16 protein-coding genes and 3 tRNA genes are annotated in these 20,797 nt (G+C 69.6%); 11 read left to right on the plus strand and 8 right to left on the minus strand.

The genetic code is table 11. The features are described from left to right. Positions 1-8 precede the first annotated feature (8 nt). Positions 9-485, minus strand: coding sequence for a carboxymuconolactone decarboxylase family protein (locus ACQHII_RS32665; RefSeq protein WP_427922636.1), 477 nt, complete (start codon positions 483-485; stop codon positions 9-11). 91 nt (positions 486-576) lie between these two features. Then, complete coding sequence (locus ACQHII_RS32670) at positions 577-2,220, minus strand: M4 family metallopeptidase (RefSeq protein ID WP_427922637.1); 1,644 nt, start codon at positions 2,218-2,220, stop codon at positions 577-579. Between the two features lie 122 nt (positions 2,221-2,342). On the opposite strand from ACQHII_RS32670, the gene ACQHII_RS32675 reads away from it, so the two are divergent. Continuing rightward, entirely contained in the window at positions 2,343-2,759 is a 417-nt protein-coding gene (locus tag ACQHII_RS32675) for a gamma-glutamylcyclotransferase family protein (protein ID WP_427922638.1), read from the plus strand. An 18-nt stretch (positions 2,760-2,777) separates the two neighbouring features. Here the strand turns inward: ACQHII_RS32675 and ACQHII_RS32680 are convergent, their stop codons facing one another. Continuing rightward, the gene (locus ACQHII_RS32680) at positions 2,778-3,467 is read right to left on the minus strand and encodes a SanA/YdcF family protein (protein ID WP_427922639.1); all 690 of its coding nucleotides are present in this window, start codon (positions 3,465-3,467) and stop codon (positions 2,778-2,780) included. A 231-nt stretch (positions 3,468-3,698) separates the two neighbouring features. On the opposite strand from ACQHII_RS32680, the gene ACQHII_RS32685 reads away from it, so the two are divergent. The 5 genes from ACQHII_RS32685 (at position 3,699) to ACQHII_RS32705 (ending at position 10,757) form a co-directional block, all read left to right on the plus strand. Beyond that, complete coding sequence (locus ACQHII_RS32685; protein WP_427922640.1) at positions 3,699-4,565, plus strand: sirohydrochlorin chelatase; 867 nt, start codon at positions 3,699-3,701, stop codon at positions 4,563-4,565. A 172-nt stretch (positions 4,566-4,737) separates the two neighbouring features. Next, the gene (locus ACQHII_RS32690) at positions 4,738-6,057 is read left to right on the plus strand and encodes a deoxyguanosinetriphosphate triphosphohydrolase (RefSeq protein WP_427922641.1); all 1,320 of its coding nucleotides are present in this window, start codon (positions 4,738-4,740) and stop codon (positions 6,055-6,057) included. A gap of 93 nt (positions 6,058-6,150) precedes the next feature. Next, positions 6,151-7,416, plus strand: coding sequence for an NAD(P)/FAD-dependent oxidoreductase (locus ACQHII_RS32695; RefSeq protein ID WP_427922642.1), 1,266 nt, complete (start codon positions 6,151-6,153; stop codon positions 7,414-7,416). A gap of 47 nt (positions 7,417-7,463) precedes the next feature. After that, positions 7,464-9,368, plus strand: a complete 1,905-nt coding sequence (gene dnaG, locus ACQHII_RS32700) for a DNA primase (protein ID WP_427922643.1) — start codon at positions 7,464-7,466, stop codon at positions 9,366-9,368. A gap of 81 nt (positions 9,369-9,449) precedes the next feature. Further along, a complete protein-coding gene (locus tag ACQHII_RS32705; RefSeq protein ID WP_427922644.1) occupies positions 9,450-10,757 on the plus strand; it encodes an RNA polymerase sigma factor in 1,308 nt (435 codons plus the stop codon). Positions 10,758-10,879: 122 nt separating this feature from the next. Here ACQHII_RS32705 and ACQHII_RS32710 read toward each other — a convergent pair whose 3' ends face one another. The 4 genes from ACQHII_RS32710 to ACQHII_RS32725 form a co-directional block, all read right to left on the minus strand. After that, entirely contained in the window at positions 10,880-12,808 is a 1,929-nt protein-coding gene (locus tag ACQHII_RS32710) for an ABC transporter ATP-binding protein (protein ID WP_427922645.1), read from the minus strand. Further along, a complete protein-coding gene (locus ACQHII_RS32715; protein WP_427922646.1) occupies positions 12,808-14,541 on the minus strand; it encodes an ABC transporter ATP-binding protein in 1,734 nt (577 codons plus the stop codon). The genes ACQHII_RS32710 and ACQHII_RS32715 overlap by 1 nt, the downstream gene beginning before the upstream one ends. 152 nt (positions 14,542-14,693) lie before the next feature. Next, positions 14,694-16,151 (minus strand): xylulokinase, encoded by a 1,458-nt coding sequence (locus ACQHII_RS32720; RefSeq protein ID WP_427922647.1) that lies wholly within the window; start codon positions 16,149-16,151, stop codon positions 14,694-14,696. Positions 16,152-16,202: 51 nt separating this feature from the next. Further along, entirely contained in the window at positions 16,203-16,508 is a 306-nt protein-coding gene (locus tag ACQHII_RS32725; protein WP_019066994.1) for a hypothetical protein, read from the minus strand. A 181-nt stretch (positions 16,509-16,689) separates the two neighbouring features. On the opposite strand from ACQHII_RS32725, the gene ACQHII_RS32730 reads away from it, so the two are divergent. The 5 genes from ACQHII_RS32730 (at position 16,690) to ACQHII_RS32750 (ending at position 18,076) form a co-directional block, all read left to right on the plus strand. Further along, positions 16,690-16,762: transfer RNA gene (locus ACQHII_RS32730), tRNA-Asn, on the plus strand. Positions 16,763-16,768: 6 nt separating this feature from the next. Next, positions 16,769-16,844: transfer RNA gene (locus tag ACQHII_RS32735), tRNA-Asn, on the plus strand. Positions 16,845-17,029: 185 nt separating this feature from the next. Then, positions 17,030-17,106: transfer RNA gene (locus tag ACQHII_RS32740), tRNA-Ile, on the plus strand. 332 nt (positions 17,107-17,438) lie between these two features. Next, positions 17,439-17,672, plus strand: a complete 234-nt coding sequence (locus ACQHII_RS32745; protein ID WP_053672219.1) for a type II toxin-antitoxin system VapB family antitoxin — start codon at positions 17,439-17,441, stop codon at positions 17,670-17,672. Further along, complete coding sequence (locus tag ACQHII_RS32750; protein ID WP_427922648.1) at positions 17,669-18,076, plus strand: PIN domain nuclease; 408 nt, start codon at positions 17,669-17,671, stop codon at positions 18,074-18,076. Before ACQHII_RS32745 ends, ACQHII_RS32750 begins: the two co-directional genes overlap by 4 nt. Before the next feature lie 411 nt (positions 18,077-18,487). Here the strand turns inward: ACQHII_RS32750 and ACQHII_RS32755 are convergent, their stop codons facing one another. Then, on the minus strand, positions 18,488-20,599 hold the full coding sequence (locus ACQHII_RS32755) for a LamG-like jellyroll fold domain-containing protein (protein WP_427922649.1): 2,112 nt from the start codon (positions 20,597-20,599) through the stop codon (positions 18,488-18,490). Positions 20,600-20,797: the final 198 nt, after the last annotated feature.

The raw sequence follows: 20,797 nt of genomic DNA on the forward strand, positions 1-20,797 counted from the left end.
GGCGGGGTTCAGCCGAGGACGCCGGGCTGGTAGTCGCCCGCGCAGGGCTGCCGGGTGATGATGTTCAGCCGGTTCACCGAGTTCATGAAGGAGACCAGGATGACCAGCGTGGTGAGCTGCTCGTCGTCGTAGTGCTTGGCGGCGTGCGCCCACACCTCGTCGCTCACCCCGCCGGCTGCGTCCGCGATCCGGGTGCCCTCCTCCGCCAGTTCCAGCGCGGCCCGTTCGGCCTCGGTGAAGAGCGTGGCCTCGCGCCAGGCCGCGACCAGGTTCAGCCGCACCGAGGTCTCGCCGGCGGCCGCGGCCTCCTTGGTGTGCATGTCGACGCAGACGGCGCAGCCGTTGATCTGGCTGACCCGCAGCGCCACCAACTCCTGTGTCAGAACGGGCAGTTCGGAGCTCTTGAGCGACCTGCCGACCGCCATGAACTGCTTGGCGGCCTTGCCCGCGGTCGGGCTGGTGAAGTAGTTGAGCCGTGCGTCCATGATGCCCTCCGTGGGCCGTCGTCGTCAGTGGCTACACCCACGAGACGAGACGGCCCGTTCCCCTGTGACACGGACGCATGTGACCCGGGTCTCACCCCACGTTGACCGCGCTCCAAGCCGCGGCCACCGCGTTGTACTCGGAACTCCCCACCCCGTAGAGGTCCTTGGCCGCGTTCAGCGTCGCCGTGCGGGCCCCGGCGTAGTTCGTCGAGGACGTCATGTAGACCGTCAGCGCCCGGTACCAGATCGCTCCCAGCTTGTCCCGGCCGATCCCGCCGACCGAAGAGCCGTTGCAGGTGGGGGAGTTGTAGTCGACCCCGTTGATCGTCTTCGCGCCGCTGCCCTCCGCGAGGAGATACGCGAAGTGGTTCGCGACGCCCGACGAGTAGTGGACGTCCAGATTCCCGACCGTCGAACTCCAGCAGTCCGCCGAATTCCCGTCCTTGGAGGGCTTGTCCATGTACCGCAGCGCCGACCGCCCGAAGCCGGACCGCACGATCTTCTCGCCGATGAGGTAATCCCCCTGGTCGGACGCGTTGTTGGCGTACCACTCCACCAGCGTGCCCATGATGTCGGAGGTCGCCTCGTTGAGCCCGCCGGACTCGCCCGAGTAGGTCAGCGCCGCCGTCTTGGACGTCACGCCGTGCGTCATCTCGTGCCCGGCGACATCCAGCGCCACCAGCGGACCGAGCTGCGTCCCGTCACCGTCGCCGTACGTCATGCAGAAGCAACTGTCGTCCCAGAAGGCGTTGTTGTAGCTGTTGCCGTAGTGGACCCGGTTGTACGAGCCCTTGCCGTCGCCCGCGATGCCGTTCCGGCCGTGGACATTCTTGTAGTAGTCCCAGGTCTCGTTCGTGCCGTACTGCGCGTCCACCGCGGCCGACGAACGGTCCGAAGTCGCCCCCGTGCCCCAGTGGTTGTCGGTGTCGGTGAACACGGTGGACGGCGCCCGGCTGATGCAGATGCCGAGGATGCACAGATCCGTCTTGTTCGCCGCGTCACCGGTGTAGGTCCCGCCGCGCGCGGCGTCCTTGAGCTGGTACGCCGATCCCGACAGCGTGGTCTCCAGCGGCACCGTCCCGCTGTACAGCGACTGCCCGTCGCCGGTCGCCGTCTCCACGCTGTCCCAGGCGTCGATCCGGGCGCCGGTGCGGGCGTCGGTCAGCACCGTGCGGGCGACCGGGTTGCCGAGTGAGTCCTTGGCGACGACATTCGTCCGCCAGGCGAGCTTCGGGGTGCCGTGGAGGGCGTCGACTATGAGCTGGGGCTTGGCGGTCACGCCCTTGAGCGCCTCGCCGAGATGTGCGGCCCGCAGCGCGTTGACGGCGAGGTCCGCCGCCTTCGGAGCGGCCACCTTCGGCGTCACGGACGCCAGGGATATGGAGGCGCGGGTCGCACGGTCGGCGCTCCGGTAACTCCCGTTCGGAGCCAGATGGACCACGAAGTCGCCGCCGAGCACCGGGAGTTGACGGTACGTCCGGTCGTAGCGGACGTGCTGGGTGCCGTCCGGGTCGACGATCACGTCCCGGACCGACGTGCCCTCCGAGGCGGTCAGCCCCAGGCTCGTGGCATGGGCCAGCAGCGCGGACGCGGCGTTCGTGATCGCGGCGGACCGGGTCGGCCGGTCGGCGGCCTGGGCGGTGGGGGAGAGGGTGGCGGCCAGCAGGGCCGCCGCGCCGGCGGCGATACCGGCCGTGGCGAGACGGGAACCATGAACGTGCCGTGTCCGACTCATCGGTCTCCTCAAGAACGCAAGTGGGGGGCGTGGGGGCCGCGTTGATGTTGAATGAGATTTAAAGGGTCATGACATGTCATGTCCATAGCGCGTGCAAAGACTTCCGGGCTCCAGGAGGCCGAGTGACACCCCTCCCCTTCTTCGTCTACGGCACCCTCCGCCCCGGCGAGCCCAACCACGACCTCTTCCTGCGTGGCCACACGGAGTCGGAGGAACCGGGCCGCCTGCACGGTGCCGTCCTCTACGAGGGCCCGGGCTACCCGTACGCCGTCGAGGACCCCGGCTCGGTGGTCGTCGGCGAACTCGTCACCGCGCGCGCCGCGTCCTACCCCCGGCTCCTCCTGGCCCTCGACCGGCTTGAGGACTACGCCCCCGGCGACCCGCGCAACCTCTACGAGCGCGTCGAGCGCCCGGTGACCCGCGACGCCGACGGCACGGCGGTATGCGCCTGGGTGTACCTCGCGTCCGCCGCGGTCACCGCGGCCCTCCATGCCCACGGCAAGCTGATCGAGGGCGGCGACTGGCGCCACCGCCGCTGAAGGATTGTTGAACGATCCTCAGTTGCCGCCGGAGGCCAGCGCCCGCGCGACCCCCTTCTCCTTCGGTCCCAGGAACTGCGGATCGGGATGGACCGCCACGTCCAGCGCCGCCTTGCCCGCCGCGAACACCTCGCGGGTACCGCCGTAGTACCAGGTCGCGTTGTGCGCCTCGTCGACCCCGACGCCGTACGAGTCGACCCCCGCCGCCTCGCACAGCGCGACCGCCCGCCGGATGTGGAACTTCTGGCTGATGAGCACGGCCCTGTCGACGCCGAAGATCTTCTTGGCGCGGACACAGGAGTCCCAGGTGTCGAAGCCGGCGTAATCGGTCACCACGCGCGCGCGGGGCACCCCGTGCTTCGCCAGGTAGACACGCATCGCGTCCGGCTCGTCGTAGTCCTTGCGGCTGTTGTCACCGGTCACCAGGACGACCTTCACCCGGCCCTCCCGGTACAGCGTGGCCGCCGCGTCCAGCCGGTGCGCGAGATACGGCGACGGCTCGCCGTCCCACAGCCCGGCCCCGAAGACCACGGCCACATCGGTGCGCGGCGCGTCCTGGAGGGTCCGCAGCCGGTCCGCCGTCGACACCCACAGCCAGGTCGCCGGAAGCAGCGCGAGGACGCACCCGAGGGCCACCCCCTGCACGAGCTGGCGCCACCCGGCTCGCGTGCGCGGCAGCCGGGGTCGGCGAAGTCTCGGGCGACGCACCAGACGCATCAGACGTATCAACGGGGGCCCCTCACCGTTCGGTTTCGACAGTCACAGACGCGCCGTAACCCGATCCGGTTCGCCGCCGGCAGTGTGACCGGCTTCACTGTGAACGCCGAATCCGCAGGTCACCTCGCCTCACACACCCCCGGCACCCCACCGTGAACCGCCGGAAAACACCCGTCATTCCGGTGCAACGGCACGGCAACCTCCTGCCGCCACCATCTCTCCATGACGGCGTCGCAGCACCACCACGACGAGTCCACGACCCTCGACAGTACGGCGCATCTCATGAACCGGATCAGCAGCCAGCTCGCCAGCCAGCTCAGCGTTGTCTCCCTGAACGGCAGCCGCCGCCCCGCTCCGCCCGCGCTCGTCCTGGTGGCCCACGGCAGCCGCGACCCGCGCGCCCTGAGCACCGTACGAGCCCTCATGGAACGCGTCCGCGAACTGCGCCCCGGCCTCCCCGTCCACCTGGGCCACATCGAACTCAACGAGCCCCGCCTGACGGACACGCTCACCGCACTCGGCCCCACGGACGCCGTCCTCGTCCCCCTCCTCCTGGCCCGCGGCTACCACGTCAAGCGCGACATCCCGGAGATGGCGGCACAGGCACAGGCACACGCGCGCGTGGCACCCCCTCTGGGCCCGCACCCCCTCCTCGTGGAGACCCTCTACGACCGCCTGGTGGAGGCGGGTTGGCGTACGAGGGGGGACGATCAGTCCCGCCGGGGCAGCGCGGTGGTCCTGGCCGCGGCAGGCTCCAGGGACCCGGACTCCAAGCTCGACACCAACCACACGGCCCAACTCCTGGCCGACCGCCTGGGAGTCCCCGTGATCCCCGCGTACGCCTCGGCGGCGACCCCCACGGTCTCCGCGGCGGTCCGCGCCCTCGCGGCGAGGGGCCGACACAGGGTGGCTGTCGCTTCTTGTTTCACGGCCCCGGGCCGCTTCGCGACACAGTGCGCGGAGCAGGCTCCATGGATCGCATCAGCACCCCTGGGAGCCCACCCCGCGATGGCACGCTTGGTCCTCCACCGCTACGACCAGACGCTGGCAACTTCGGTGACGACAGCACAGGAACTGGCGTCGGCTTAGTCCCTACGGGAGGCGAGTCTTTTAGGGGCGCGGGGCTGTATCGATTTGCGGCTCCGCCGCGTGGGCGCGCCCAGCCACACGCGACCCGCACCCGCAAACGAATCCGCACCCGGCAGACGCATAGGCGCCCCGCAACTCCCGAATTGTCACTACCGCCGCTTACTGTCGAAGCATGGACGGCACAACAGCACCGAATCCCTACGACCCGACATCAGTCGACCGCTGGGCAACAGAGCCCGACAAGCGCCCAGGCCGCACCGCTTTCCAACGCGACCGCGCCCGCGTACTGCACTCCGCCGCCCTACGCCGGCTCGCCGGCAAAACCCAGGTGGTCACACCGGGAACCCGCAGCCAGGCCTGGGACGCCAGCCCCCGCACCCGCCTGACCCACTCCCTGGAATGCGCCCAGGTGGGCCGAGAGCTGGGCGCGGCCCTGGGGTGCGACCCGGACCTGGTGGAAGCCGCCTGCCTCTCCCACGACCTGGGTCACCCGCCCTTCGGTCACAACGGCGAACAGGCACTGAACGACTTCGCCGACGACTGCGGAGGCTTCGAGGGCAACGCCCAGTCCCTGAGACTCCTCACCCGCATCGAGCCGAAACGCTTCGTAAAGAGCGACACGACCGGCGAGTTGGTGAGCGTGGGCCTCAACCTCACCCGGGCCACCCTCGACGCCGCCACCAAGTACCCCTGGCCGCGCGGCGCGCACCCCACCGCCCCCGAGTCCCCCAAGTTCGGTGTCTACGAGGACGACAGACCGGTCTTCGACTGGGTCCGCAAGGGCGCCCCCGGCACCCGCACGTGCTTCGAGGCCCAGGTCATGGACTGGTCGGACGACGTGGCGTACTCCGTGCACGACGTCGAGGACGGCCTGCACGCGGGCCACATCGACCCCAACTGCCTGCACGCCGAGCCGGAACGCCAGGAGATCTTCAAGGTCGCCATCGGCCGCTACGTCCCCGAGGACACGGCCCCCGACGAACTCGCCGAGGCGCTGGACCGGCTCCAGAACGAGCCGTGGTGGCCGCACGGCTACGACGGCTCGGCCGTCGCGCAGGCCCGCCTCAAGGACGCCACCAGCCAGCTCATCGGCCGCTTCTGCCTGGCCGCCGAGGCCGCCACGCGCGCGAGGTACGGCTCCGGCCGCCTCACCCGCTACGACGCCGAACTCGTCGTACCGCACGAGGCACGGCTGGAGTGCGCGGTCCTCAAGGCGGTCGCCGACCGGTACGTGATGCAGCGCGCGGAGCAGGAGCGCATCCGCGCGGACGAGCGCGTCGTCGTCGCCGAGCTGGCGCGGGCGCTGACGGCGCGCGCCCCCGACGGCCTGGAGCCGCAGTTCCGCGCCCAGTTCGACGAGGCGCAGGGCGACCGGGCCCGCAAGCGGGTGATCGTCGATCAGATCGCGTCACTGACCGACGCGTCGGCGCGGTCTCTTCACGCGCATCTCACATCCCTGGGGCACAGTGACGCGAAACAAGCCCGAATGTGACCCTCCGTGGCCTGATCGGGCCACACCCCCTTCCCGCATCACGCTGCGTGCGGGACGCTCGCATATGGCGGCACCCTTACGAGGAGGCATCAAGTGGTCGACGCGGATCAGACATTCGTCATCGTCGGAGGAGGCCTGGCCGGCGCCAAGGCGGCCGAGGCGCTCCGAGCGGAGGGCTTCACCGGCCGCGTGATACTGATCTGCGACGAACGCGACCACCCGTACGAGCGTCCGCCGTTGTCCAAGGGCTACCTCCTCGGTAAAGAGGAGCGCGACAGCGTCTTCGTCCACGAACCCGCCTGGTACGCGCGCAACGACATCGAGCTGCATCTCGGCCAGACCGTCGACGCCATCGACCGCAGCGCGAAGACGGTCCGCTTCGGCGACGACGGCACACTGGTCCACTACGACAAGTTGCTCATCGCCACCGGCTCCGAGCCCCGCCGCCTCGACATCCCGGGCACGGACCTCGCGGGCGTCCACCATCTGCGCCGCCTCTCGCACGCCGAGCGCCTCAAGGGCGTCCTCGCCTCCCTGGGCCGGGACAACGGCCACCTGGTGATCGCCGGCGGCGGCTGGATCGGCCTGGAGGTCGCGGCGGCGGCCCGCGAGTACGGCGCCGAGGTGACCGTCGTAGAGCCCTCGGGGACCCCGCTGCACGGAGTCCTCGGCCCCGAACTCGGCCAGCTCTTCGCCGACCTGCACGCCGAGCACGGGGTCCGCTTCCACTTCGGCGCGAAGCTCACCGAGATCGTCGGCCAGGACGGCATGGTCCTCGCGGCCCGCACGGACGACGGCGAGGAGCACCCCGCGCACGACGTCCTCGCGGCCATCGGCGCGGCCCCCCGCACCGCGCTCGCCGAGGCGGCGGGCCTGGAGCTGGCCGACCGCGCGCACGGCGGCGGCATCGCGGTCGACGAACGGCTGCGCACCTCCGACCCCGACATCTACGCGGCCGGTGACGTGGCCGCCTTCCACCACGCCCTCTTCGACACCCGGCTGCGCGTGGAGCACTGGGCCAACGCCCTCAACGGCGGCCCGGCGGCGGCCCGCGCGATGCTCGGCAAGGACGTCACCTACGACCGCGTGCCCTATTTCTTCTCCGACCAGTACGACTTGGGTATGGAGTACTCCGGCTGGGCGCCCCCGGGCTCCTACGACGAAGTGGTGATCCGGGGAGACGCGGGCAAGCGGGAGTTCATCGCCTTCTGGCTGAAGGAGGGACGCGTGCTGGCCGGGATGAATGTGAATGTGTGGGACGTCACAGAGCCCATCCAGCAGCTCATCCGCTCCAGGGCACAGGTGAACACCGAGGCGCTCGCGGACCCACACGTTCCGCTGGACGGCCTGGGGTCCTAGACGTCCTCGTCGTCACTGGTGTCAGTCCGGCCCCGTAGAATTCACGCGTGGCTGGACGGATCAACGACGAGGACGTGAAGGCGGTTCGGGACGCGGTCCCGATCGACGCCGTGGTGTCCGAGTACCTCCAGTTGCGGAACGCGGGCGGCGGCAACCTCAAGGGCCTCTGCCCGTTCCACGACGAGAAGTCGCCGTCCTTCCAGGTCAGCCCGAGCAAGGGTCTCTTCCACTGCTTCGGCTGCCAGGAGGGCGGCGACACCATCACGTTCGTGATGAAGGTCGACCACCTCACCTTCTCGGAGTCGGTCGAGCGCCTGGCCGCCCAGGCCGGCATCACCCTGCGGTACGAGGAGGGCGGGTACAACCCCTCCCACCAGCGCGGCGAGCGCATCCGCCTGGTCGAGGCCCACAAGGCGGCCGCCGACTTCTACGTCGAGCAGCTGGCCGTCAGCCCCGAGGCGGACACCGGCCGCAAGTTCCTCGCCGAGCGCGGCTTCGACCAGTCCGCCGCCGAGCACTTCTCCGTCGGCTACAGCCCCCAGGGCTGGGACCACCTCACCCGCTTCCTCCGCGGCAAGGGCTTCACCGACAAGGAGCTGCTCCTCTCCGGCCTCTCCCAGGAGGGCCGCCGAGGCCCCATCGACCGCTTCCGCGGCCGCCTGATGTGGCCGATCCGCGACATCGGCGGCGAGGTCGTCGGCTTCGGCGCCCGCAAGCTCTACGAGTCGGACAACGGCCCGAAGTACCTCAACACGCCCGACACCGCGATCTACAAGAAGTCCCAGGTCCTCTACGGCATCGACCTCGCGAAGAAGGACATCGCCAAGTCCAGCCGCGCGGTGGTCGTCGAGGGCTACACGGACGTCATGGCTTGCCACCTCGCCGGAGTCACCACCGCCATCGCCACCTGCGGAACCGCCTTCGGCACCGACCACATCAAGATCCTCCGCAGGCTCCTGATGGACAACGGCTCGGCGCGCGTGATCTTCACCTTCGACGGCGACGCGGCCGGCCAGAAGGCGGCCCTGCGCGCCTTCGAGGACGACCAGAAGTTCGCCGCCGAGACGTACATCGCGATCGCGCCCGACAACATGGACCCGTGCGAACTGCGCCTCGCCAAGGGCGACGAGGCGGTCGCCGACCTGGTCGAACCCCGCACCCCGCTCTTCGAGTTCGCGCTCCGCCAGATCGTCGTCCGCTACGACCTCGACACCCCCGCGGGCCGCGCCTCCGCCCTGGACGAGGCGGCCCCCATCGTCGCCCGCATCAAGAACAGCGGCGCCCAGCACGAGGTCGCCGTCCAGCTCGCAGGCATGCTCGGCATCCTCGACACCCAGTTCGTGGTCAAGAGGGTTGCCCAGCTGGCCCGTTGGGCCCGCGACCGCGGCGGCAAGGGCCCGGCACCGACCCGGGGCGGCGCCCAGCAGCAGTACGACACCACCCCCCGCCCCGCGACCGGCGGCCCCGCCCTCACCCTCCGCAACCCGGTCTTCGCCACCGAACGCGAACTCCTCAAACTCGCCCTCCAGCGCCCCGAGTTGGTCTCCCCGGCCTTCGACGCGTACGGCGTCGACGAGTTCACCGCCGCGCCCTACGCGGCCGTACGCGAGGCGATCATCGAGGCGGGCGGCGCCGAGTACGGCCTCCAGGACGCCCAGGACTATCTGGTCCGGGTCCGCGAGGCGGCACCGGACGACGCGGTCCGCGCGATGGTCACCGAGCTCGCCGTGGAGGCGATCATGCGCCGCACGGTCGACGAGAACTACGCGGGCGAGCAGCTCGTCACCGTCCGCCGAAGAGCCGTGGTACGCCGGATCCACGACATCCAGGGCGCGCTCACCCGCCTCGGCAGCCACGGAGACTCGGCCGAACTGGCCGCCGTACAGAACGAGTTGTGGGTTCTCCAGCAGTACGACCAGGCACTCCAGGTGCACGGCGCCTCAGCGCTCTGAGCGCGTAGTTACGGAACGGACTCAAAAAGTCACCGCACGCCCCTCGTGGCGGCGATGTGTCGTACTCCACACTGGGTTCCGGTGCCTGAGTCCTCGGAGCGCGGCCGATCCGTCCCCAGCGGGTCCTTCACCCCCGCGGTTCCGCTCATCGAGTACGGGACGGATTGCGGCGAGGCCGCCGACTCCGCCCCCGAAGTACCGCTGCCGTACCCCCTGGCAGCGATCATCCTGGAGGTCGCCCCCGTGCAGACCCAGACCCTCGACCAGACCGAGACCAGCACGACGGACGGCGCGGAACCGGACGCGGAGACCGATGTCCTCGCGACCGTCCCCCCGCAGAGCCGTGCCGCGCACCACCCCGAGACCGCGGAGCTGGAGGGCCCGCCCGGGCTCGAAGAACCGCCGGCCGAAGCGGTCGAGACCGCCGAGGCCTCCGAGCCCGACGAACGGCCCCGCGGCCGGGTCGCCGACACCGGCGCGCCCTCCTCGGACCTGTTCCGCCAGTACCTCCGCGAGATCGGCCGCATCCCGCTCCTCACCGCGGCCGAGGAGGTCGAACTCGCCCGCCGCGTCGAGGCCGGCCTGTTCGCCGAGGAGCGGCTCGGCAGCGCCTTCGACCTGGACAGCCAACTCGCCCTGGACCTGGACAAGTTGGTCGTCATGGGCCGGATGGCCAAGCGCCGGCTCATCGAGGCGAACCTGCGGCTCGTCGTGTCGGTGGCGAAGCGGTACGTCGGGCGCGGGCTGACCATGCTCGACCTCGTCCAGGAGGGAAACCTCGGGCTGATCAGGGCAGTTGAGAAGTTCGACTACGCCCGCGGCTACAAGTTCTCGACCTACGCGACCTGGTGGATCCGGCAGGCCATGTCCCGCGCCCTCGCCGACCAGGCCCGCACGATCCGCGTTCCGGTACACGTCGTGGAGTTGATCAACCGGGTCGTCCGCGTCCAGCGCCGGATGCTCCAGGAACGCGGCTACGAGCCGACGCCGGAGGAGGTGGCCAACCACCTCGACCTCGCCCCCGAACGTGTCAGCGAGGTCCTGCGGCTCGCCCAGGAACCGGTGTCGTTGCACGCGCCGGTGGGTGAGGAGGACGACGTCGCCCTCGGCGACCTGATCGAGGACGGCGACGCGACGAGCCCCGTGGAGTCGGCCGCGTTCCTGCTGCTGCGGCAGCACCTGGAGGCCGTGCTGTCGACCCTGGGGGAGCGCGAGCGGAAGGTCGTACAGCTGAGGTACGGGCTGGCCGACGGACGTCCGCGCACGCTGGAGGAGATCGGGCGGATCTTCGGCGTCACGCGGGAGCGGATACGGCAGATCGAGTCGAAGACTCTGAACAAGCTGCGGGACCATGCATTTGCGGATCAGCTCAGGGGTTATCTGGACTGATGCCGGGTGCGGACCGGTGGGGGCTGGTCGCGCAGTTCCCCGCGCCCCTGAAAACGCCGTGCGTTTCAGGGGCGCGGGGAACTGCGCGACCAGCCACAACGGACCGTCAGATACAAGACGGGCTAGTCCACCTCCGCCACCGCCTGCGCGAACTGCGCCTTGTACAGCCGCGCATACGCCCCGTCCGCCGCCAACAGGTCCGAGTGTGCGCCCTGTTCGACGATCGAGCCGTTCTCCATGACGAGGATCGTGTCCGCGTCCCGGATCGTGGAGAGCCGGTGGGCGATCACGAACGACGTACGCCCGTGGGCGAGTTTGGCCATCGCCTTCTGGATCAGGACCTCCGTGCGCGTGTCGACGGACGACGTCGCCTCGTCGAGGACGAGGATCGTCGGGTCGGACAGGAACGCCCGCGCGATGGTGATGAGCTGCTTCTCACCGGCGCTGACGCCCGTGCCCTCGTCGTCGATGACCGTGTCGTAGCCGTCGGGCAGCGTACGGACGAACCGGTCGGCGTGCGCCGCCCGCGCCGCCTCCTCGATCTCGCCCCGGGTGACCTCCCGGGACGCGCCGTACGCGATGTTGTCGGCGATGGAGCCGCCGAACAGCCAGGTGTCCTGGAGCACCATGCCGATGCCGGCGCGGAGTTCGTCGCGGGACATCCGCGCGATGTCGACGCCGTCGAGGGTGATCCGGCCGCCGGAGACCTCGTAGAACCGCATGAGGAGGTTCACGAGCGTGGTCTTGCCGGCGCCGGTCGGGCCGACGATCGCGACCGTGTGGCCCGGTTCCACCGTCAGCGAGAGGTCCTCGATGAGCGGCTTGTCGGGGTCGTAGCGGAAGGAGACGTGCTCCAGGGCGACCAGGCCGCGCAGTTCCTCGGGCCGTTCGCCCGGCATCGGGTCGGCCGACTGCTCCTCGGCGTCGAGGAGTTCGAAGATCCGCTCGGCCGAGGCGACGCCGGACTGGACCAGGTTCGCCATCGAGGCGACCTGCGTCAGCGGCATCGAGAACTGGCGCGAGTACTGGACGAAGGCCTGCACGTCACCGATGGAGAGCGAGCCGGACGCGACCCGCAGGCCGCCGACGACCGCGACGAGCACGTAGTTGAGGTTCGACACGAACATCATCAGCGGCTGCATGACCCCGCTGTTGAACTGCGCCTTGAACCCCGCCTCGTACAGCGCGTCGTTCTGCTCGGCGAACAGCTTCGCCGACTCGTCCTGCCGCCCGAACACCTTCACCAGGGTGTGCCCGGTGTACATCTCCTCGACGTGCGCGTTGAGCTTGCCCGTCGAGCGCCACTGCTGCACGAAGTGCGGCTGCGAGCGCTTGCCGATGCGCGTGGCGACGAGGAACGACAGCGGCACGGTCACCAGCGCGACCAGCGCGAGCAGCCACGACACCCAGAACATCATCGCGAGGACGCCGATGATCGTGAGCACCGAGTTGATGAGCTGGCCCATCGACTGCTGGAGCGTCTGCCCGATGTTGTCGATGTCGTTGGTCGCGCGCGAGAGCACCTCACCGCGCTGCCGCTTGTCGAAGTACGACAGCGGGAGGCGCGACATCTTCGTCTGCACGTTCTCGCGCAGCCGGAACATGGTCCGGTTGACCGCCCGGTTGACCATCCGGGTCGCCACCGCCATCAGCAGCCCGGCCACCATGAACGTGCCCAGCGCGAGCAGCAGCACATGCCCCACCGAGGTGAAGTCGATGCCCTTGCCCGGGGTGAAGTCCGTGCTCTTGAGCATGTTCGCGACCGAGCCCTGGCCGCGGTCGCGCATCGCCTGGAGGGCCTGCGCCTTGGTCGTCCCGGCCGGCATCTGCCGTCCGATGATGCCCGCGAAGACCAGGTCGGTGGCGTTGCCGAGGATCTTCGGCCCCACCACGTTCAGCCCGACGCTGATCACCACGCACACCAGCAGGATGCCGATGGTCAGCCGCTCCGGCCTGAACTGGCCGATCAGCCGCTTGCCGGACACCTTGAAGTCCATCGAACGGGCGTCGGGGCCCGTCCCGGCCATCATCCGCCCCATGGGCCCGGCCATCAGGCAGCCTCCGCTTCCGTGAGCTGGGAGAGCACGATCTCTCGGTACGTCTCGTTGTCCGCCATCAGCTCGTGATGGCGCCCCGTCCCCACGACCCGGCCTTCGTCCAGTACGACGATCCGGTCGGCGTCCCTGATGGTCGCCACCCGCTGCGCCACGATCACCACGGTCGCCTCGGCGGTCTCGTGCGCGAGGGCCGCCCGCAGCGCCGCGTCGGTCGCGTAGTCGAGGGCGGAGAAGGAGTCGTCGAAGAGGTAGATCTCCGGCCGCTGCACGAGAGTCCGGGCGATGGCGAGCCGCTGCCGCTGACCGCCGGAGACATTCGTGCCGCCCTGTGCGATGGGGGAGTCCAGCCCGTTCTCCAGCCCCTCGACGAAGCCCTTGGCCTGCGCCACCTCCAGCGCGTGCCACAGCTCCTCGTCCGTCGCGTCCGGGTTGCCGTAGCGGAGGTTGGTCGCGACCGTGCCCGCGAAGAGGTACGGCTTCTGCGGGACCAGGCCGACCGTCTTGGCCAGCAGTACCGGGTCGATGGTCGACACGTCGACACCGTCGACGAGGACCTCGCCGTCGGTCGCGTCAACCAGCCGCGGGACCAGACTCAGAAGGGTGGACTTTCCGCTGCCGGTCGAGCCGATCACGGCCGTCGTCTCGCCCGGGCGGGCCACCAGATCGATGGACTTCAGTACGGGTTCCTCGGCGCCCGGGTAACAGAAGCCGACCCCGCGGACCTCCAGATGCCCGTGCCGGCGCAGCTCGGTGACGGGCGCGAGCGGCGGCACGACACTGGACTCGGTGTCGAGGACCTCCTCGATGCGCTCGGCGCATACCTCCGCGCGCGGCACCATCATGAACATGAAGGTGGCCATCATCACGGACATTACGATCTGCATCAGATAGGCGAGGAACGCGGTCAGATCGCCGATCTGCATCCCGCCGCTGTCGATGCGGTGGGCGCCGAACCAGACCACCGCGATCGACGACAGGTTCACCGTCGTCATGACCACCGGGAACATCAGCGCGAGCAGGTTGCCCGTCTTCAGCTGCATCTCGGTGAGATCGGAGTTGGCCTTCCGGAACCGGTCCTTCTCGTACTCGTCCCGGACGAACGCGCGGATGACCCGGTTGCCGGTGATCTGCTCGCGCAGCACCCGGTTCACCGAGTCCAGGCGCACCTGCATGGCCCGGAACAGCGGCCGCAGCCGCCGCACGATGATCGTCACGCAGATGGTCAGCGTGGGCACCACCGCGATCAGCACCCCGGACAGCGGCACGTCCAGACCGAGCGCCAGGATGATCCCGCCGACGCACATGATCGGCGCCGACACCAGCAGCGTGAATGTCATCAGGGCCAGCATCTGGACCTGCTGCACGTCATTGGTCGTACGGGTGATCAGCGAGGGCGCGCCGAAGTGACCGACCTCTCGGGCCGAGAACGACTGCACCCGGTCGAAGATGGCGGCCCGGATGTCCCGGCCGACCGCCGAGGCGGTGCGCGCGCCGAAGTAGACGGCACCGGTGTTGCAGACGACCTGGACGAACGAGATCCCGATCATCAGCGCACCGAACGACAGGATGTAACCGGTGTCCCCCTTGACGACACCATTGTCGATGATGTGCGCGTTCAGGGTGGGCAGGTAGAGGGTGGCGCAGGTCTGCAGGAACTGCAGCAGCACCAGCAGGGCGATGGGTTTCCTGTAGGGCCTGAGATAGGTCCGCAGAAGTCGTATGAGCACGCTGGGTCTCTCGGAGTCGGCGGGTGGGGGGTGGGCGGGTCTGCCCCTCGCCCCCATCGTCCGACACTCCACCCGTGTTACCTCAACTGATTAAGCCAAGAGCAGTGCCACATGCGCCCTTATGAACCCTTAAGAGCGGAACACTTCGATCCTCAGACGCGGAACGCCCCCGGATGCGTCTGTTCCCGTACGGACACGTACTGCTGGCGCACCGCCTGCCCTACGGCCAGTTCGTCACCCGGCTCCAGCACCTGCGCGACCGGACCCTGCCAGGGCGGCGGGGTCCGCGGGTCCAGCGTCCCCTGCGAGACCCCGAGCGCCCACGCGGCCTGCCGGGCGGCACCGATCGCCGCGTAGTCGGCGGGCTGCGGTACGACGACCTGGGTCCCGAACAGCGCGGGCGCCGCGGCCTGCACGGCGGGCAGTTCGGCGGCCGGCCCGAGCAGGAAGAGCCGCCGTACCGACACGCCCCGCCCGCGCAGCACGTCCAGCGCGTCCGCGAGCCCGCACAGCATGCCCTCGAACGCGGCCCGCGCCAGGTGCTCCGCCTTCATCGACTCCCGCCGCAGCCCGGCCAGCGTCCCGGCGGTGTGCGGCAGATTGGGCGTCCGCTCACCCTCCAGATACGGCAGGAACACCAGCCCGTGCGCACCCGGCGTGGACTTCATCGCCAGCTCGGACAGACTCTCCAGATCGGGCAGCCCGAGCAGCTCGGCGGCCCCGCGCAGGGTCCGTACGGCGTTGAGTGTGGTGACGACCGGCAGATGCATCCCGGTCGCGTCGGCCAGCGAGGTGATCATCCCGCTCTGGTCGAGGAGCGCCTCGGGGTGTACGGCCATCACGGACCCGGAGGCGCCGAGCGACACGACCGCGTCTCCGAACCCGATCCCGAGCCCGAAGGCGGCGGCCATGGTCTCGCCGGTCCCGGCGGAGATCAGCAGCCCCTCCGGGGTCGTACCGGCCGCGTCGGACGGGCCGATCACCTCGGGCAGCATGGCCTGGTGACCGAGGGCCAGCTCGACGAGGTCGGACCGGTAGCCGCCGCCGGCGGCGGACCAGTACCCGGTCCCGGAGGCCCCACCACGATCGGTCGTCCGCCTGACGGGCCGTCCGAGGAGCTGCCACACCAGCCAGTCGTGGGCCTGCAACAGGGCGGCCGTACGGCGGGCGTTGTCGGGCTCGGTCCGGTTCAGCCAGCGCAGTTTGGTCACCGGCTGCGCGGCCTGCGGGACACAGCCCACCGCCTGCGCCCAGGCCTCGCGACCGCCGAGCGCGTCGATCAGATCGGCGGCGGCGACCTGCGCCCGCTTGTCACCGCCGACCATCGCGGGCCGCACGGTGTTGCCCTGCGCGTCCAGCGGCACCAGCGCGTTCTGCTGCGCGGACACGCCGATGGCCTGCACACCTTCGAGCAGCCCCCCACCGGCCGCCTCGCCCAGCGACAGCAGCCAGGCCTGTGGATCGACATCGGAGGGCCGCCCGCCGCCCTCGGTCTCCGTTTCGACCGGATGCGGCGCGTATCCCTGCCTGAGCACGGACCCCGTGTCCGTGTCACAGACGACGATACGAGTGAAATCGGGCGAACTGTCCAACCCGGCGACTATCCCCATGGCGGAAATTCTGCCGTACGGCGGGAGGTGGCCGTGCCGGGTCGGGGCTCCCTAGGTGTTGCTGGTGCCCCAGTCGTCCTCGCCCGTGCCGTTCGCGTTGCGCTCACGCAGGGACCGTACGCGCTGGGCGACCGAGTCGGGGACCCGATCGCCGACCTTGTCGCCGACCGCGTGGTACGCCTTGCCCGCGAACTGGCGGCCCTGCTGCGCCGCCGACTCGGCGGTGTTGCGGACGGCCGGGTTCTGCGCGACCTGGCGTGCCGACTTCTTCAGCTGCTCGTAGCGTTCGCGTCCGGCCCGCGTGCCCAGCACGTAACCCAGAGCCAGTCCGACGACGAACGTGAGCTTGTAGCGCATGACGGCCACCCTTCCCTTGCGTAGTCCCTCGCGGGTCGGTCCCCCGCGGGTCTCCGGCGCGGCATCGGTGCCGGGGAACCGATTGGCGGAGCACCCCCCTGCTTGCGCTAATGTATGTGTCGCAGCGAGCGCACGCCCCCTGGCGAATACCCGGGTAGGTACGATCGATGCAACGAGGCATTCCCCTGTAGCTCAATTGGCAGAGCAGCCGGCTGTTAACCGGCAGGTTACTGGTTCGAGTCCAGTCGGGGGAGCTTCGATCTTCCGTAGCTCAATTGGCAGAGCAGCCGGCTGTTAACCGGCAGGTTACTGGTTCGAGTCCAGTCGGGAGAGCCAGGAGTTGGCAGTGCCTGGAGAGTGGACGAGGACCCCGATGGGGTCCTTTTTCATGTCCCCCGGAACCGCCCGGCGCAGGCCGCAGTCCTCATGGTCGTGCGAAGTCGACCATCCGAAGCAGGAGATCGTATGAGCGGCTATGCTGCGGCAGACGGCGCGCACAAATGTGCGCGACGCGCCGTAATGGGGCGGTAGCTCAGCCGGTTAGAGCAGCGGACTCATAATCCGTCGGCCGTGGGTTCGAGTCCCACCCGCCCCACCACTTGCTACGCGAGCAGAATCGATCTGACCGGCAACTTCGCTGGAGGGTCAGGCGAGTTGGGGCTCCCGGTGCCCCTGTCGTGATCGTGATCTCGTGATCGTCTGGACGGATTCTGGACGCCGATTCCGGTCAAGCCGGGCATGGTCCGTATGTGACATTTCGTGTCGACGTCGAGCAGGTCTGCGCCGCCTCGCCCTGTGGCGGGAGGCGGTCCATGGGAACGCCCCGACATCCAGCGCACTTCCCTCGCGCGGTCTGTTTGTGATCGATGACTGCGCCCAATGTTGGTGATGTATCTTGGGTACATACATCGTGGATGTTGGAGGTGTCCGATGTCCGTCACGCAGATTGATCTCGACGACGAGGCGCTGGCCGAGGCCATGCGGCTCATGGGTGTTACGACGAAGAAGGAGACCGTCAACGCGGCCCTTCGGGACTACGTGGCGCGGATCAAGCGGCTTGAGGCTGCGGAGAAGCTGGCCGCGCGAGGCGCGCGCGGCGAGTTCGAGCAGGCTGCGGCGGCGCATGACGCGGAGAAGCGTGCGCGACGCGAGGCCTTCGAGTGATCACATATCTGGTGGACACCTCGGCTCTGTGGCACCTGTTTCGCACCCCTGGCGCATTGCGTCCCTGGGAGGGGCACATTGCCGCCGGGGTGTTCCACCTCTGCGAGCCGACACGGGCCGAATTTCTCCACTCGGCAACCAGCCCGTCCCATCGGGATGAGCTCGCAGAGGAACTGGACGCGCTCTGCTTGCTCTCTCCGGTTCCGAAGAACGCCTGGCGCTGGGTCGACACCGCCCAGTACAAACTGACCCAGCGGGGCCGGCATCGGGCGGCTGGGGCGATCGACCTGTTGGTGTGTGCGACCGCGGTCCATCACGGGCACACCGTGCTTCACGTGGACAACGACTTCGTGACGGTGGCCGGAGTCCTCAAGGAAGTTCAGCAGCGAGACGCACGAGCCTGATCTCCTGAGGCAGGATCGCGTCTGTCGGCTTCTGACCTCAGTGATCGATGTTTCTGGGCGCATCAGCGGTCCTTCTACTGCACCGGCAATAAAACACGGAGCTATCCCGCCTGCACGGGGATCGCTCCGCAGGTCTGGGCCACATGGCGGGCATGCTTGCGTCGACCCCGTGCACGACGGGGAAGGCTCGTGCCCGCAGGCGCCGGTAGCAGGCTGTGACTTCCAGCGGCGCGGCTTTGGTGCGCTGCCGGCAACAGGGCCTCCTGGCGATCGGGTTGGTTCGCAACCCCGGACTGCCAAGAGGCCCTGCTGGCATGCGTCGGCCCTCGCGCGATCACGCCATCACGCCATCACCCGGTCAGGAACCCTGTTCGGCCGGGCCGGTCCCGTGATCGGTGGGCGGACGACGTCTCAGCACAGGCAAGGATTTGTACTCCATCCCAGGGCGATGACGTCGCGGTCCCTCAGCGCGCCGGAGTAGGCCTGTACCTCGTCCACGTCTCCGTGCAGGTACTCGCCCCAGCCGTCGCCGGACCTGGCCCGGCCGATCTGGAGGGCACCGGTGCTGTGCCAGCCGTTGGGGAGGCTCGTGGTCGCCTGGGCGTTGGTGTAGCCGTCGAGGTAGAGCTTGATCGTGTCGGTGGCGTCGTCGTAGACCACGGCGAGGCGATGGCCCTGGCCCTCGCCCCCGTCCGCGCCCACGATCTGGGACACCACCCTCTCGGGGGCCCCGGCCTCGTCCTTCTCCGGCATCACCAGTTGCCAGGTGTGCGTGGACGGCTCGTAGCGCACCTTGAAGGCGTCGGTGTGCTCGCCAGCCTGCGAGAGCACGGTCATCGGGTGGGCGGGCTCGGAGTCCGCGAGGCGTACGACGACGCCGAGAGTGAAGCTGTCCCCGGTGTCCACGACGGGCCCGTCGGCGGCGGCGTACCCGCTCTCGCCGTCCAGCCGCAGATGCCCGTCACCGACGAGTGGCGGCGGCACGTAGGTGCAGTCCGGGTCGATGTCCGGGATGCAGGAGTCGTCGGAGCCCTGGTAGATCGAAGCCCCCGCGCCGAGCCGCAGCGGCGCGCCGTCCGACTGCTCGGGGCTCACACCGTCCGTCGCGTTCTCCAGCGACCAGTGGCCGAGCAACTGCGGCTTGCGGTAGGCCAGTTCGGCCACCTCGTCCGGCACCACGACCCGGTCGTGAACCTGTACGTCACCGATGTCCCCGTGCCACTGGTCCTCATAGCCGGTAGCTCCGAGGGCGCGCCCGATCTGGAAGGCGCCGGTCGCCTCGGCGGGAGTCGCGTCGGTCGCGGTCCCGGCCTCGTGGCCGTTGACGTACAGCCGCGCCTTTCCGGTCTCGGCGTCGTACAGCCCCAGCAGATGGGCCCACTCGCCGGTCTCGGGGGCGCCGCCGGACACCTGCGCGCCGCCGATCGCGAACGACCAGGCGGGCCCGGAGTCCTGGTGGCGCAGCCCGAGGCTGAAGCCGGGCGCCCCGTCGGCGTCCTGGCTGACGGCGGTCATGTTCCGGTCGGTTTCGGCGGGACGTACCCACGCGCTCACCGCGAAGGTCTTGCGGACGTCGGTCGCCGGGGCGTCCGGGGTGAGGAAGGCGTCGCCGCTGCCGTCGAGGGCGACCGTGGCGGTGGCCGTGGTGCCTGTGGGCGCCGGGCCGCCGAAGGTCACGCCGGTCCCGGCGCGGGCGGGGGTGCCGGTCTCGGCGGCGGCCGAGCCGGAGTCCGCCGGGTCGTCCAGCTTCCAGCGGGCGACGGGGGCACGGCCGGCCTGCACGTTGAAGTCGTAACGCGACTCCGCGCTGCTTCGGCCCGAGCGGTCGATCGCGTGGACCGTCAGCGACTTGGGTCCCTCGGAGAGCGGCAGGTACGGAATGGTCACGGCCGCGCCCGGCCGCGCGGCGGAGGCGGTGCCGTAGGGGCCGCCCGTGAAGCCGTACGTGTACGACACCACGTCGTCGGAAGGCGAGTCCATGGTGAAGTGGCCGTAGACGCCCACTCCGTCCACCGAGAACACGTCCTCCGGGTTGGGATATTCGGGAGAGGTGATCGTCGCCTTCTCCGGGCTCACGTCGTCGTACACGAACGAGCAGACCGAGCCGTCGCCCTCGTCGCTCCACGGGGAGGTCGCCTTGCCGTCGTTCGCGCGGACGTGCCAGGAGACGACGGTGTTCGCCGGGATGTCGTTCGGCATCGTCCAGTACTGGCGCTGCCCCGAGGAGAGAGTGACGGTGGTGTAGGTGCGCTGCTGTCTCACTCCGGCCGCGTCCGTCCACCAGGCTTCGAACTCGCCACTGAGCGGGCTGGATTCGGAGGGCTGGTTGTCCTCCTCCGGGTCGTACAGCACCGCACTGAGCCTGGGCGGCGCCGATACGTATGGCGTGTCGTCACCGGTCGCGCATGCCTTGCCTGCCGACTGGAGGTCCTGGACGAGCGGCTGATTCGGCGGCAGGTTGTCCACCGCGTTCGCCGTCCCGGCAGCCGTGGCCAACAGCGCCGCCGCACAGCTCCCCACCACCGTGCGTCTGAGTCTGCCTGTCCTTGTGAACCTGCTCAAGTGGCCCTCCCCTGTGAGTACTTGATGCTCGTGGATCGCACGAGCGCCTGAAGCTAACAGAGACCACTGACAGCGCGGAAAGGGTTTCCTGGCCGACCCGTTCCAGAACGACCCACGTTGAAATGTGCGTCGGCGTAACGTCCTACCGTGGTCGTGCCG

It is taken from the genome of Streptomyces sp. cg40 (assembly GCF_050320165.1).
In the GTDB taxonomy this organism is placed as follows: Bacteria; Actinomycetota; Actinomycetes; order Streptomycetales; family Streptomycetaceae; genus Streptomyces; species Streptomyces hokutonensis.

Bases quoted from the DNA above. Each gene is read 5' to 3' on its own strand.
- ACQHII_RS32665 (WP_427922636.1), bottom strand. From the start codon at position 485: ATGGACGCACGGCTCAACTACTTCACCAGCCCGACCGCGGGCAAGGCC.
- ACQHII_RS32670 (WP_427922637.1), bottom strand. From the start codon at position 2,220: ATGAGTCGGACACGGCACGTTCATGGTTCCCGTCTCGCCACGGCCGGT.
- ACQHII_RS32685 (WP_427922640.1), top strand. From the start codon at position 3,699: ATGACGGCGTCGCAGCACCACCACGACGAGTCCACGACCCTCGACAGT.
- ACQHII_RS32690 (WP_427922641.1), top strand. From the start codon at position 4,738: ATGGACGGCACAACAGCACCGAATCCCTACGACCCGACATCAGTCGAC.
- ACQHII_RS32710 (WP_427922645.1), bottom strand. From the start codon at position 12,808: ATGGCCGGGCCCATGGGGCGGATGATGGCCGGGACGGGCCCCGACGCC.
- ACQHII_RS32720 (WP_427922647.1), bottom strand. From the start codon at position 16,151: ATGGGGATAGTCGCCGGGTTGGACAGTTCGCCCGATTTCACTCGTATC.
- ACQHII_RS32725 (WP_019066994.1), bottom strand. From the start codon at position 16,508: ATGCGCTACAAGCTCACGTTCGTCGTCGGACTGGCTCTGGGTTACGTG.
- ACQHII_RS32745 (WP_053672219.1), top strand. From the start codon at position 17,439: ATGTCCGTCACGCAGATTGATCTCGACGACGAGGCGCTGGCCGAGGCC.